The organism is Pseudomonas sp. GW821-FHT10B02 (assembly GCF_059415665.1).
Genome location: NZ_JBWKNR010000012.1, coordinates 186,204 through 198,945 on the forward strand (window position 1 = coordinate 186,204; position 12,742 = coordinate 198,945).

Here is a 12,742-nt window from a genome sequence, read left to right on the forward strand (position 1 = left end):
GGCGACCTCGTATCACCACGGCGAGTACCAACGCCTGAGCTTCCACCCCACCGGATTAGCAAAGCAATGCAAGATCAAACACCCAAAAATCAACCACTGCAGTGATAAATGTTCATTGAAAAGATCAGGGGTGTAGCCAACGAACAGAAGGTACTCTCTTTTAAACCACCTCAAGTGATAGGTTACGAAGAACAGATTAAAGGCCAGGCAAGCGAAAGACTTCAGGTGGCCTAATTGGGGCCCGGAAAGCTGGAATCTTAGGCAGTAAGCCACTGTCACAGCTATCAGCGAAGCACCAATATACAGCGACAGGATCATTTTTTTGTCTCTACATACACCTGCTCTCCGGTCAACATGTCGACACCTACTTCAAATACAATCGCCCCTCTGCTCATATTTATATAAGAGCGCACGTAATCAGAGGGTATATATTTGAATAGTTTCCATGCCCCTGTTCTCAACACCATTCTGGTCATTCCATAAACGGACAACCCGATATCAGACACCCCATAAGCGATATTTCCATCTCGCATGCTGCCACCCATGGACTTCGTGACGGCCTGATAACCTTTTCGAACCCAGCCCTCACTATCCGAACGCCCCGTCAGTAAATTCTCACCATTCTCGTAAATGTTGTTCGCACCGTGTGCGATCATCGGGAGGCCAGCCACACCGCAAAGTATAATCGCAGGACTGGCGCAGATTGTCGCTCCAGCAGCTACCTGGAATACCCCCGCAATGACCCCGGCACCTTTTCTGCTAATCTCCAGTGACTGATTGATCAGACTCCACTGTTCATTCTTGATCTCCAGCAACGCCTCATCCGGCGTCTTCTTCCCATTCGCTACGTCGTCGGCAATGTGTTTGGCGTAATAGGCCATCTCCCGGTTGAACTGCGTGCGAACCACACCGTCCTTGATATGTATGGCAGCGAGAGTGCAGGCCTGTTTAGTCAGACTACTTGCGGCTTCGCAGACAACCCAGTAGTCGTTAGGGTCCAATAATAATGGAGAGGGGCGTGAAGTCATTTACCCGCGCCCCAGTAGGTATAAGCGCTTGTGCCGGCGATGTGGTGGGTCCAGCGGATGGTCTGGTAACGCAGCGAGAGCACTTCCTGAGCTTCCGTCTCGTTCTGCAGTACCGCGTGAGGGACATCCGATACCAGTTCTGCTACCTGGCCACCTTTAATCTCGACGCTGAAGTACTTTTCCTGCCCTCCATTCGGGCTAACCCGATAAAAGTGGATCTGGCATTCGATTTCTTCCCGGGTAGCCAAGGCTTGAGCCAACAAGGGAGATGACTTGTCAATGGCTTTGGTAATGACGATGGGATGATGGGTGGGATTCGGGGTGTTGTCGACGTTGATCATGCTGTGTGTGTACGACAACACCATGATTTCATCGGTATGGCCGCTCTGGCATTTGTTACCAATGGAGTCGGGTGTTGAACAGCCGGCGGAAATCACACCTTGTTGGTTGCCGGTGATGGTCATGTAGCCGTGACTGGCCATAAGCGCTACTCCTTGTCGTTGGAGTAGGCAGGCTAGCCAGGGAAGCGTTTTCCTGTATGTAGGTAACTTCCCGGCAGCCCGTAGGACGGTGCCTTATTGGTGAGTGGCGCCCATCGCTATCAACTTCGAACATTCCTCACCTGCTAAGCGATTGATGATGCGAAGCGCACCATGAAGACCGGCGATATTTCGAAAGGTAAGTTGAGGTTCGGGAAGACTGCCTTGACGATCGTCATTTTCGATAAGGACCTCGGAAAGCAGCTCTAAGGTCCAGAGGCAAGTTTGGAGCTGCTGAGTAGACTCTTCGAAGCGCAGCTGTGATGTCGTTGAGTTGAAAATTTGCATGGGTGGAACTCCTTTGGGTAATGGGAGCTGCCACGAACCGTCGCCAAACGATTGAGGGTGGCAGCTGTGCGCAGGTTGGCGAACCGGTACCCAAAGAAACCGGCAGACACGAATGTCTCCCACGCACAGCCGCCATAGCACGGACATGCGGGCGCAAAAAAAGCGCCAGCATTCATGTATGGGCGCCTATGCGCCTTGGGTAGTTCAGGTCGCCAAACCTGATCGCTGAGTTTGCAGCGACAGGGGACGATAGCGCCGACGGGCTGGTGTTGCAAGCGATGTGAGCTGTGGGGAGTGCTGAAGTGGACCGCCGTAGGCAAATCAGTCGGTAGGGCCACTACATCAAATTGATAGGTTTCTCGTTGGAGGGACTATGGCTTGGAATATGACGAGCTGTTCCGTTCGCAGTGAAGTTTCAGGTCACCTTTACGTCCTCACGGCACGTCACTTTTGACCGGCACAATTCACCAGCAACTGCCTGACCTCGGCAAACAACTCATCGGCCTGCGCCGCGCTGCAATCCTCGCCATAACGCTTGCGCAGCCCCTGCTGGCTGAGGATCAGGTGCTTGTCGGCCTGCAGACCGTGCTGGCGCAGGCAACCGGCAACACACTGCAGCGGGCAGCCGTCCAGCGCCAGAATCCAGCGTCCCGAGCAGGCCAGATTGACCAGCGCCGGCACCTGCCCGCCGACCCCGGCGATGCACGACATCTGCGCCAGGCCTTCACGGTCGAGGCGCAGCGCGACGTTGTTGGCCAGTTGCGCAACGTTGGAGCAACCGGAGCAGGCGTAGACCAGAGGCAGGGCAGTGCGGGGCATGAAGACTCTCCAGTGATAGGTCCGTCAGGCTTGATAATCGACCAACGCCTCGGTCGCCAGAATGCGGATGTCGCGGCGCTCCATGGCAATCAGGCCGCTCTCCACCAGACGGTGGAGGATGCGTGAAAAGGTTTCCGGCTGGATCCCCAGTTTCGACGCCACCAGGCGTTTGGACACCTGCAGTACGACGCGGCCGTCCTCGGGGTCCTGCTCCTGCAGAAGGAAGCTGATCACCCGCTGGCTGGCGCTGGCCAGGGTCAGGGTGTCGATGTCCTTGAGCCGCTGGTGCAGGTGGATGCTCATGCTCGCGAGGATCGCCAGGCACACTTGCGGCTGGTCTTCCAGGGCATTGCGGTAGTGGCCGCCCTCGATGCTGACCACCACGCTGTCCTTGAGCGCGGTGGCGCTCACCGGGTAGTAGCGGGTCTGGCTGAACAGCAGGGCTTCGGCGAAGGATTGCCCGGGCTGGATGATCTCTACCAGGTTCTCCTGGCCCTGGGCGGTGATGCGGTACAGCTTGATCTGGCCACTGACCAGCAGGAAGAAGCGTTTGGCCGGGTCGCCCTGGTGCATGAGGGTGTCGTGACAACCGAGGCGGCGTTGCATGGCCAGGCCGCAGACCTGTTCGAAAATGCGTTCGGGCAAGTGGCTGAACAGGTGATGGCGGCGCAAAAACAGTACGAGGGAAGGGTGGGTCAGCATGGCGTACCTCCTGCCGGCCATGGTAAAACGCCCGGCACCTGCGGCCTATGCCTCCGCAGGTCTACCTCCAAAGGGGCAGTCAGCCGTGTTGACGCAGATGCTCCATGGCCCAGACCGCCGCCTCGACCCGTGAGCGCAAACCGAGTTTGTGCAGCAGGTTCTTCACGTGGACTTTGACCGTGCCTTCGGTAATCCCCAGTTTGTGGCCGATGACCTTGTTGCTGTAGCCGCTGGCGATGGTCTTGAGCACCTGGCGCTCGCGTTCGGTCAGCTCCACTTCGGCATGCCGGGGCGGTGAGCGCAGGGCCTGGGCCATGACCTGGGTGAGGCCGGGGCTGATCACCAGTGCGCCGTTCATGGCATCGCGGATGTACTGGATCAGCAACTCCGGCTCCATGTCCTTGAGCAGATAGCCATCGGCGTCCAGGCGCAGGGCATCGCGGATATCGTCTTCGGCATCGGAAACGGTGAACAGCAGGACTTTGCCGGCATAGGCCAGGCTGCGCAGGTGGCGCAGGGTTTCGATGCCATTCATCTGCGGCATGTTGTTGTCGAGCAGCACCAGGTCCGGTTGCAGGGGCTCGATCATGGCCAGGGCTTCTTCGCCGTGGTTGGCTTCGCCGACGATCTCGAAATCGTCTTCCAGTTCGAGCATCTGGCGGATGCCACGACGCATCATGGGATGGTCGTCGACCAGGAGGATGCGGCAACGCGCAGGGCTATTCATGTGACATTTCCTTGGGGATGGCGGCCGAGGAATTCCGGGCGGAACTCCATCTGGACGAGGGTGCCTTGCGGCTCCCTGGAAAGAATCTGCAACTGGCCGTGCAGGCTGCGCGAGCGCTCATCCATGATGTTCAGGCCGTGATGTTCGCGTGGGTCACGACTGCCGATGAAGCCGCGTCCGTCGTCTTCGATCGACAGGCGTACGGTTTCACCGTCCTGGCGCAGTTGCAGCCAGGCGTTTTGCGCATGGGCGTGGCGCAGGCAGTTGGACAGCGCCTCGCGGGTGATCTGCAGGATGTGGATCTGTTCGCTGGCCGACAGTTCGAAGGCCAGGTTGTCGACGTGCAGGTGAACCTGGAAATCACCACGGCGGCTGAACTCCTTCGCGGTGTCCTTGAGACCCTGCATCAGGCCGGCGTCGTGAATCTGCAGGCGAAAGGTGGTGAGCAGTTCGCGCAGCTGGCGGTAGGCGTTGTTCAAGCCTTCGCGCAGCTCGGCGGTGACGCCTTCCAGGGTCTCTACCGGCTCGCCGCGGCGCATCAGGGTCTGCATGCGGCTGACCTGCAGTTTCATGTAGGACAGCGCCTGGGCCAGTGAGTCATGCAACTCGCGGGCGATGATGGCGCGCTCTTCGAGCAGCAGCAGGCGATGGTCCTGCTCGCGTTGGCGTTTGAGTGACAGCGAGGTGCCGATGAGGTTGGCCAGGGCCTGGATGAGCTGGGTTTCCCAGGCCTGCGGCGCATGACCATCGATAAAGTGCGCCTTCAGTTCACCCAGTGAGCTGCCCTGGTTGCTGATGCTGTAGATGTGCGGATTCAGTTGCTCATGGCGCTGGCAGGTGGCGCAATCGCTGCTGGCGCAGACCTTGCGGCTGTCGGCACCGTCCAGGGCGAGCAATTGCTGGGCCGGGGCCTGTAGTTGACCCTGCAGGCACAGCGACAGACGCAGGCCGGGCAGGCGTTGCTGAAAACGCCGGATCAACTCATCCAGCCCCTCGGCGTTGGCCAGGCGCGTGGCCAGGCTGCGGCTGCTTTGATACAGCAGTTCGAGGGCGGCGTTGGCCTGCTGCAGGTTCAGGGTTTTTTGCCGGACCTGGGTTTCGAGGGTGCGGTGGGATTGCTCGATGGTCTCGGCCATGGCGTTGAAGCTGGTGGCCAGCTGGCCCAACTCATCCTCGGACTGATGGTTGACCCGCGCCTGGTACTCGCCGCGGCGAAAGCGCTGGGTGGCGTCGACCAGTTCCTGCAGCGGGCTGATCACGCTGCTTTGCAGTTCGTAGAGGCCAACCAGCAGGACGATCATGGTGATGAACAGTGCCACGCCTTGAATGATCTGTTGCCAGGATTGCTTGTGTTCGCTCTGGCGCTGCAGCAGGTTGACGAACTGGTTGAGCTGCTCGATGAAGGGCAGGGTGCTGGCCTGGAACGCTATGGCGTCGCCACGCTCAAGGGCCGGGCCGAGGGTGTTCTGCCAGTAGTCCTGCAGCTGTTGGTAGCTGCCATTGAGCGCCTCGTTGCTACCGTCTTCCAGCACGCTCTTGAGCGTCTGGCTGTTGAGCCGTTGTTGCAGGCTTTCACGGATGCGGTCGATTGCTTCGCGATCGGCGCCGGAGGCCAGGTTCCAGCTCAGGCGGTAGGTCTCCATGCGCACCGAGCCTGCGGTGTTGATCGCTGCCGCATCGCCCTGGCTGAACCAGGCGATCAGGCCGGCGCTCAGCGAGCTGGCCAGCGCCAGCACCGCGATCAGGATCACCGCCACGCCCGCACGCGCGGGCAGCGAGCTACGTAGCCAGCGGGTCATGGCCGCAGGCCTGAGCGCAGGAGGGGGAAAGTGCACATGCAGGGCTCCATTGGGGGGCTGCCGATGGTTTGGCGACCGGTCCCTGGCGCTCTACCTCTAAAGAGTTCTTATCCGAAGGCTTCGCCCGAATATCCTGCATGAAACCGGCAAGACACTGATAAACAAAGGGTTTAGAGGTTTTTCGGACCTACCTCGTTGGAGGTAGGCAGTACAAGCATAGGCCTGGAGGCGTCCAGGCTTCTTTGATCCGGGTCAAGTTTTTCCGGGGTTTGCCTCTCTAGTCTGCGGCCATAGCGAACTGACTGGAGACCCAACATGACCCCACCGCGTGTACGACAAGGCCTGGTACTGGGCATGAGCACGCTGGCTTTCACCGTCTGTTTCATGGTCTGGATGATGTTTGCCGTGCTCGGCGTACCGATCAAGGAACTGCTCCAGCTCAACGAAACCCAGTTCGGCCTGCTGGCCGCCACCCCGGTGCTGACCGGCTCGCTGGTGCGCCTGCCGCTGGGGCTGTTGACCGACCGTTTTGGCGGACGCAGCGTGTTCTTCCTGCTGATGCTCGCCTGTGTGCTGCCGCTGTACCTGATCAGCCACGCCACCGCCTACTGGCAGTTCCTGGTGCTGGGGTTGTTTGTCGGTCTGGCCGGGGGCTCGTTCTCGGTTGGTATCGCCTACGTCGCCAAATGGTTCGACAAAGACAACCAGGGCTTTGCCATGGGCGTGTTCGGTGCCGGTAACGCAGGCTCGGCAGTGACCAAGTTTCTCGCCCCGGCGCTGATTGCCGCGGGCAGCTGGCAGCTGGTGCCGAAAGTCTTCAGTGCAATCCTGTTCATCACCGCCTTGCTGTTCTGGTTCCTCAGCGCCGACAACAAGGCCCACCGCAGCGCCAAGGGCGCCAACCTCGGCGAGCAGCTCAAGGCCCTGAAAGATCCTGCGGTGTGGCGCTACTGCCAGTACTACTCGATTGTCTTCGGCGGCTATGTGGCCCTGGCGCTGTGGATGACCAAGTACTACGTCGCCGAATACGGCTTCAGCCTGCAAAGCGCAGCGCTGCTGGCCGCCTGTTTCTCCTTGCCCGGTGGCGTGCTGCGCGCCGTCGGTGGCTGGATGTCGGACCGCTGGGGCGCGCAGAGCGTGACCTGGTGGGTGCTGTGGGTCAGCTGGATCTGCCTGTTCCTGCTGTCCTACCCGCAGACCCAGCTGCAGGTGCAAACCCTCAATGGCCCGCTGGACTTCCACATCGGCCTGAACCCGGTGCTGTTCACTGTCCTGCTGTTCATCATCGGCATTGCCTTCGCCTTCGGCAAAGCCTCGGTGTTCAAGTACATCGCCAATGACTACCCGCAAAACATGGGCGCCGTGTCCGGCATCGTCGGCCTGGCGGGCGGCCTGGGCGGCTTCATCCTGCCGATCATGTTCGGCGCCCTGGTGGACCTGACCGGCGTGCGCTCCTCGGCCTTCATGCTGATGTACGGCGTGGTCTGGGTGTCGCTCATCTGGATGTACTTCAGCGAAATCCGCAAACGCCCGCTGCTCGGCAAACAGCCGCAGGCGACCTCAAGCCCGTTTTCCAGCATTGCCCAAGGAGAAGACCATGTCGGTTCTTAAACAGCCTGACGCAGGCCCGGTCATACACGACTGGCGCCCTGAAGATCCCGCATTCTGGGGGCGTAGCGGCAAGAAAACCGCCACCCGCAACCTGTGGATTTCGATTCCCGCACTGCTGCTGGCCTTTGCCGTGTGGATGGTCTGGAGCACGGTGATCGTGCGCCTGAACGCCATCGGTTTTACCTTCAGCACCGACCAGCTGTTCTGGCTGGCGGCTTTGCCGGGCCTGTCTGGCGCCACCTTGCGGGTGTTCTACTCGTTCATGGTGCCGATCTTCGGCGGCCGCCGCTGGACTGCCCTGAGCACCGCCTCGCTGCTGCTGCCGACGCTGTGGATGGGCTTTGCCGTACAAGACCCGAGCACCCCTTACAGTGTGTTCGTGATGATTGCCCTGCTGTGCGGCTTTGGCGGCGGCAACTTCGCCTCGAGCATGTCCAACATCAGCTTCTTCTATCCCAAGTCGCAGCAAGGCACGGCACTGGGCCTGAATGCCGGCCTGGGTAACCTCGGCGTCTCGGTGATGCAGTTCGCCGTGCCGCTGGTGATCACTTTCGGTGTATTCGGTGTACTCGGTGGGCAACCCCAGGTGCTGGCCGACGGCAGCCAGTTGTGGCTGCAGAACGCCGGCTTCCTGTGGGTGCCGTTCATCATTGCCGTAACCCTGCTGGCCTGGTTCGGCATGAACGATTTGTCCAGCGCCAAGGCCTCGTTCAGCGAGCAGGCGGTGATTTTCAAACGCAAGCACAACTGGCTGATGTGCTGGCTGTACCTGGCCACCTTCGGTTCGTTCATCGGCTTCTCCGCGGCCTTCCCGATGCTGATCAAGACCTCGTTCCCCGAGGTCAACGCCCTGGCTTTCGCCTTCCTCGGCCCGCTGGTCGGTGCCCTGGTACGCCCTCTGGGCGGCTGGGTGGCCGACAAGTTCGGTGGCGCCCGGGTGACCCTGTGGAACTTCGTGCTGATGATCGTGATGGTCTTCGGTGTGCTGCACTTCATCCCGCAGCAGGGCGCGGCCGGCAACTTCTACGGCTTCCTCGGCATGTTCATGCTGCTGTTCTTCACCACCGGCATCGGCAACGGTTCGACCTTCCGCATGATCCCGGTGATCTTCCGCACCCTGCATGAAAAGGCCGCCGCCGGCAAAGGCGCGAAGGGCCACGAGCAGGCGCTGAAAAACGCCGGCAAGGAATCCGCTGCGGTGCTCGGTTTCAGTTCGGCCATGGGGGCCTTTGGCGCCTTCTTCATTCCCAAGACTTTCGGCAGTTCGATGGCCATGACCGGTAGCCCGGCGCTGGCTTTCTACATGTTCGTCGGTTTTTACCTGAGCTGCATTGTCGTGACCTGGTGGTGGTACGCGCGCAAAGGCGCCGAAGCACCCTGCTGACAGGACCCGAATTCAACTTTTGCGTGGGTGGGGCACAGAACCCCGCAGCAAGCCTGAGAGGAAAGCATCATGAGTCATCTGCTCGATCAATTGCGGTTCTTCAACCGCAAGCAAAACGAGTTTTCCGACGGTCACGGCGAGACTCGCAAAGAGTCGCGCGACTGGGAGAACGTCTACCGTTCACGCTGGCAGTACGACAAGATCGTGCGCTCCACCCACGGGGTGAACTGCACAGGCTCCTGTTCGTGGAAAATCTATGTAAAGAACGGCCTGATCACCTGGGAAACCCAGCAGACCGACTACCCGCGGACCCGCAACGACCTGCCCAACCACGAACCGCGCGGCTGCCCGCGGGGTGCCAGCTACAGCTGGTACATCTACAGCGCCAACCGTCTCAAGTACCCGAAGATCCGCAAGCCGCTGCTCAAGCTGTGGCGCGAGGCGCGCCAGAGCATGGCGCCGGTCGAGGCCTGGGCGAGCATTGTCGAGAACAAGGCCAAGGCCGACTCGTACAAGAGCAAGCGCGGCATGGGCGGCTTTATCCGCTCCAGCTGGGATGAAGTCACCGAGATCATCGCTGCGGCCAACGTCTATACCGTCAAGCAGTACGGCCCTGACCGGGTGGTGGGCTTCTCGCCGATCCCGGCGATGTCGATGGTCAGCTATGCCGCCGGTGCCCGTTACCTGTCGCTGATCGGCGGCACCTGCTTGAGCTTCTACGACTGGTACTGCGACCTGCCACCGGCTTCGCCGATGGTCTGGGGCGAGCAGACCGACGTGCCGGAATCGGCCGACTGGTACAACTCCAACTACATCATTGCCTGGGGTTCCAACGTCCCGCAGACCCGTACCCCGGATGCACACTTCTTCACCGAGGTGCGCTACAAGGGCACCAAGACCGTGGCCATCACCCCCGACTACTCGGAAGTGGCCAAGCTCACCGACCTGTGGCTGAACCCCAAGCAGGGCACCGACGCGGCTCTGGCCCAGGCGTTCAACCATGTAATCTTCAAAGAATTCCACCTCGACCAGCCGAGCGCTTATTTCACCGAGTACGCCAAGCGTTACACCGACCTGCCGGTGCTGGTGCTGCTCAAGCCCATGCTGGGTACTGCACCGGGCGCCGGGTATCAGCCGGACCGCTTCCTGCGGGCCTCGGACCTGGCCGGTAACCTCGGCCAGGAAAACAACCCCGAGTGGAAAACCATCGCCCTCGATGCCGACGGCGAGCTGGTGTCGCCGCAGGGTTCGATCGGCTATCGCTGGGGCGAGCAGGGCAAGTGGAACATCCTGCCGCGTGAAGGCGGCGCCGGTCGCGACATCGACCTGACCCTGAGCCTGATCGGTGGCGACGTCGCCGAAGTGGCCTTCCCGTACTTCGCCGGCGAATCCCACGAGCACTTCCAGCATGTCGCCGGTGATGCCGTGCAATACCGCCGTGTGCCGGTGCGCAGCCTGACCCTGGCCGATGGCAGCCAGGTCAAGGTCGCCACCGTGTTCGACCTGTCGGCAGCAAACCTGGCCATCGACCGCGGCCTGGGTGGCGCCAACGTCGCCCGCGATTATGACGACGCCAGTGTGCCCGGCACCCCGGCCTGGCAGGAGCAGATCACCGGCGTCAGCCGCGAGAAAGCCATCCAGATCGCCCGCGAGTTTGCCGACAACGCCGACAAGACCCGTGGCCGCTCGATGATCATCGTCGGTGCGGCGATGAACCACTGGTACCACATGGACATGAACTACCGCGGGCTGATCAACATGCTCATGCTCTGCGGTTGCGTCGGCCAGACCGGTGGTGGCTGGGCCCACTATGTCGGCCAGGAAAAACTGCGTCCGCAGTGCGGCTGGCTGCCACTGGCCTTCGGCCTGGACTGGAACCGTCCGCCTCGGCAGATGAACGGCACCAGCTTCTTCTATGCCCACAGCTCGCAGTGGCGTCACGAGAAGATGAACATGCACGACGTGCTCTCGCCGCTGGCCGACAAGAGTCAGTTCCCCGAGCACGCCCTGGACTACAACATCCGCGCCGAACGCGCCGGCTGGCTGCCCAGTGCGCCACAGCTCAACCGCAACCCGCTGGACATCTGCCGCGATGCCGCAGCCGCCGGCATGGCGCCGAAAGACTACGTGGTCAAGGGCTGGCAGGACGGCAGCCTGCGTTTTGCCTGCGAACAGCCGGACAACCCGGTGAACTTCCCGCGCAACATGTTCATCTGGCGCTCCAACCTGCTGGGCTCCTCGGGCAAGGGCCACGAGTACATGCTCAAGTACCTGCTCGGCACCCGCAACGGCGTGATGAACGAAGACATCGGCCAGGTCGGCGACTGCAAGCCGCAGGAAGCCGAATGGGTTGACGAGGGTGCCATCGGCAAGCTCGACCTGGTCACCACCCTGGACTTCCGCATGTCCTCGACCTGCGTGTATTCCGACATCGTCCTGCCGACCGCGACCTGGTACGAGAAGGACGACATGAACACCTCGGACATGCACCCCTTCATCCACCCGCTGTCGGCGGCTATCGATCCGGCCTGGGAATCGCGTTCCGACTGGGAAATCTACAAAGGCATCGCCAAGGCGTTCTCGAAGATGGCCGAGGGGCACCTGGGCATCGAACAGGACCTGGTCACCGTACCGCTGATGCACGACAGCGTCGGTGAACTGGCCCAGCCGTTCGGCGGCACCGACTGGAAAACCGCGGGCGTCGCCCCGCAGCCGGGCAAGAACGCGCCGAACATCCAGGTGGTCGAGCGCAACTACCCGAACATCTACAAGCAGTTCACCTCGCTCGGCCCGCTGCTGGAAAAACTCGGCAACGGCGGCAAGGGCATCAACTGGAACACCGATGAGGAAGTGAAATTCCTCGGCGAGCTGAACTACCGCGAGAACGATGCGGGCATCAGCCAGGGCCGGCCGAAGATCGATACCGCGATCGATGCGGCGGAAGTCATTCTCTCGCTGGCCCCGGAAACCAACGGCCATGTGGCGGTCAAGGCCTGGGCGGCACTGTCCGAGTTCACCGGCATCGACCACAGCCACCTGGCGCTGTCCAAGGCCCACGAGGCGATCCGCTTCCGCGATATCCAGGCGCAGCCGCGCAAGATCATCTCCAGCCCGACCTGGTCGGGGCTCGAGGACGATCATGTCAGCTACAACGCCGGCTACACCAACGTTCACGAGAACATCCCGTGGCGCACCATCACCGGCCGCCAGCAGTTCTACCAGGATCACCCGTGGATGCAGGCTTTCGGTGAGCAGCTGATGAGCTACCGGCCGCCGGTCAACACCCAGACCATCGCCGCAGTGAAAGGCAAGCGCAGCAACGGCCACACCGAGATCGTCCTGAACTGGATCACCCCGCACCAGAAGTGGGGCATCCACAGCACCTACAGCGACAACCTGCTGATGCTCACCCTCAGCCGTGGCGGGCCGATTGTCTGGCTCTCGGAAATCGACGCACAGCGCGCCGGTATCGAGGACAACGACTGGATCGAGTGCTTCAACGCCAACGGTGCGCTGACCGCCCGCGCGGTGGTCAGCCAGCGGGTCAAGGAAGGCATGGTGATGATGTACCACGCCCAGGAACGGATCGTGAACGTACCCGGCTCGGAAACCACCAAGACCCGCGGCGGCCACCACAACTCGGTGACCCGCGTGGTGCTCAAACCGACCCACATGATCGGCGGCTATGCCCAGCAGGCCTATGGGTTCAACTATTACGGCACGGTCGGTTGCAACCGCGACGAATTCGTCGTGGTACGCAAGATGGCCAAGGTCGACTGGCTCGACGGATCGCGCGGCGATGAGCTGCCACGTCCGCTGCCGACCGAGATGGAATAAGGAGTGCT

At 61.2% G+C, this 12,742-nt stretch carries 10 protein-coding genes; 3 read left to right on the forward strand and 7 right to left on the reverse strand.

Going from position 1 to position 12,742, the window contains the following annotated elements:
* Positions 1–314 precede the first annotated feature (314 nt).
* The 7 genes from AC07OF_RS18955 to AC07OF_RS18985 all read right to left on the reverse strand — a co-directional run bounded on the left by AC07OF_RS18955 (position 315) and on the right by AC07OF_RS18985 (position 5,902).
* Positions 315–1,028 (reverse strand): DUF4225 domain-containing protein, encoded by a 714-nt coding sequence (locus tag AC07OF_RS18955; protein WP_476447237.1) that lies wholly within the window; start codon positions 1,026–1,028, stop codon positions 315–317.
* Positions 1,025–1,510 carry an Hcp family type VI secretion system effector gene (locus AC07OF_RS18960; RefSeq protein ID WP_274294611.1) on the reverse strand — a complete coding sequence of 162 codons (486 nt, stop codon included), beginning with the start codon at positions 1,508–1,510 and terminating at the stop codon, positions 1,025–1,027. The genes AC07OF_RS18955 and AC07OF_RS18960 overlap by 4 nt, the downstream gene beginning before the upstream one ends.
* A gap of 93 nt (positions 1,511–1,603) precedes the next feature.
* Positions 1,604–1,855, reverse strand: coding sequence for a hypothetical protein (locus AC07OF_RS18965; protein ID WP_274294610.1), 252 nt, complete (start codon positions 1,853–1,855; stop codon positions 1,604–1,606).
* 444 nt (positions 1,856–2,299) lie between these two features.
* Positions 2,300–2,674, reverse strand: a complete 375-nt coding sequence (locus tag AC07OF_RS18970; RefSeq protein ID WP_157192193.1) for a putative zinc-binding protein — start codon at positions 2,672–2,674, stop codon at positions 2,300–2,302.
* Positions 2,675–2,698: 24 nt separating this feature from the next.
* The gene (locus AC07OF_RS18975) at positions 2,699–3,376 is read right to left on the reverse strand and encodes a Crp/Fnr family transcriptional regulator (protein ID WP_038610026.1); all 678 of its coding nucleotides are present in this window, start codon (positions 3,374–3,376) and stop codon (positions 2,699–2,701) included.
* Positions 3,377–3,455: 79 nt separating this feature from the next.
* Positions 3,456–4,103, reverse strand: a complete 648-nt coding sequence (gene narL / locus AC07OF_RS18980; RefSeq protein ID WP_157192194.1) for a two-component system response regulator NarL — start codon at positions 4,101–4,103, stop codon at positions 3,456–3,458.
* Entirely contained in the window at positions 4,100–5,902 is a 1,803-nt protein-coding gene (locus tag AC07OF_RS18985; RefSeq protein WP_157192195.1) for a HAMP domain-containing protein, read from the reverse strand. Before AC07OF_RS18985 ends, narL begins: the two co-directional genes overlap by 4 nt.
* A gap of 315 nt (positions 5,903–6,217) precedes the next feature.
* Here AC07OF_RS18985 and AC07OF_RS18990 point away from each other — a divergent pair, with 315 nt between their 5' ends.
* The 3 genes from AC07OF_RS18990 to AC07OF_RS19000 all read left to right on the forward strand — a co-directional run bounded on the left by AC07OF_RS18990 (position 6,218) and on the right by AC07OF_RS19000 (position 12,734).
* A complete protein-coding gene (locus AC07OF_RS18990) occupies positions 6,218–7,513 on the forward strand; it encodes an MFS transporter (protein WP_157192196.1) in 1,296 nt (431 codons plus the stop codon).
* The gene (locus tag AC07OF_RS18995) at positions 7,500–8,897 is read left to right on the forward strand and encodes a NarK family nitrate/nitrite MFS transporter (protein WP_157192197.1); all 1,398 of its coding nucleotides are present in this window, start codon (positions 7,500–7,502) and stop codon (positions 8,895–8,897) included. The genes AC07OF_RS18990 and AC07OF_RS18995 overlap by 14 nt, the downstream gene beginning before the upstream one ends.
* Positions 8,898–8,966: 69 nt before the next feature.
* A complete protein-coding gene (locus tag AC07OF_RS19000) occupies positions 8,967–12,734 on the forward strand; it encodes a nitrate reductase subunit alpha (protein WP_157192198.1) in 3,768 nt (1,255 codons plus the stop codon).
* Positions 12,735–12,742: the final 8 nt, after the last annotated feature.

What these genes read in the sequence shown, in the direction of transcription:
- AC07OF_RS18955 (WP_476447237.1), bottom strand. Translation starts at nt 1,028, where the DNA reads ATGACTTCACGCCCCTCTCCATTATTATTGGACCCTAACGACTACTGG.
- AC07OF_RS18960 (WP_274294611.1), bottom strand. Translation starts at nt 1,510, where the DNA reads ATGGCCAGTCACGGCTACATGACCATCACCGGCAACCAACAAGGTGTG.
- AC07OF_RS18965 (WP_274294610.1), bottom strand. Translation starts at nt 1,855, where the DNA reads ATGCAAATTTTCAACTCAACGACATCACAGCTGCGCTTCGAAGAGTCT.
- AC07OF_RS18970 (WP_157192193.1), bottom strand. Translation starts at nt 2,674, where the DNA reads ATGCCCCGCACTGCCCTGCCTCTGGTCTACGCCTGCTCCGGTTGCTCC.
- AC07OF_RS18975 (WP_038610026.1), bottom strand. Translation starts at nt 3,376, where the DNA reads ATGCTGACCCACCCTTCCCTCGTACTGTTTTTGCGCCGCCATCACCTG.
- narL (WP_157192194.1), bottom strand. Translation starts at nt 4,103, where the DNA reads ATGAATAGCCCTGCGCGTTGCCGCATCCTCCTGGTCGACGACCATCCC.
- AC07OF_RS18985 (WP_157192195.1), bottom strand. Translation starts at nt 5,902, where the DNA reads ATGACCCGCTGGCTACGTAGCTCGCTGCCCGCGCGTGCGGGCGTGGCG.
- AC07OF_RS18990 (WP_157192196.1), top strand. Translation starts at nt 6,218, where the DNA reads ATGACCCCACCGCGTGTACGACAAGGCCTGGTACTGGGCATGAGCACG.
- AC07OF_RS18995 (WP_157192197.1), top strand. Translation starts at nt 7,500, where the DNA reads ATGTCGGTTCTTAAACAGCCTGACGCAGGCCCGGTCATACACGACTGG.
- AC07OF_RS19000 (WP_157192198.1), top strand. Translation starts at nt 8,967, where the DNA reads ATGAGTCATCTGCTCGATCAATTGCGGTTCTTCAACCGCAAGCAAAAC.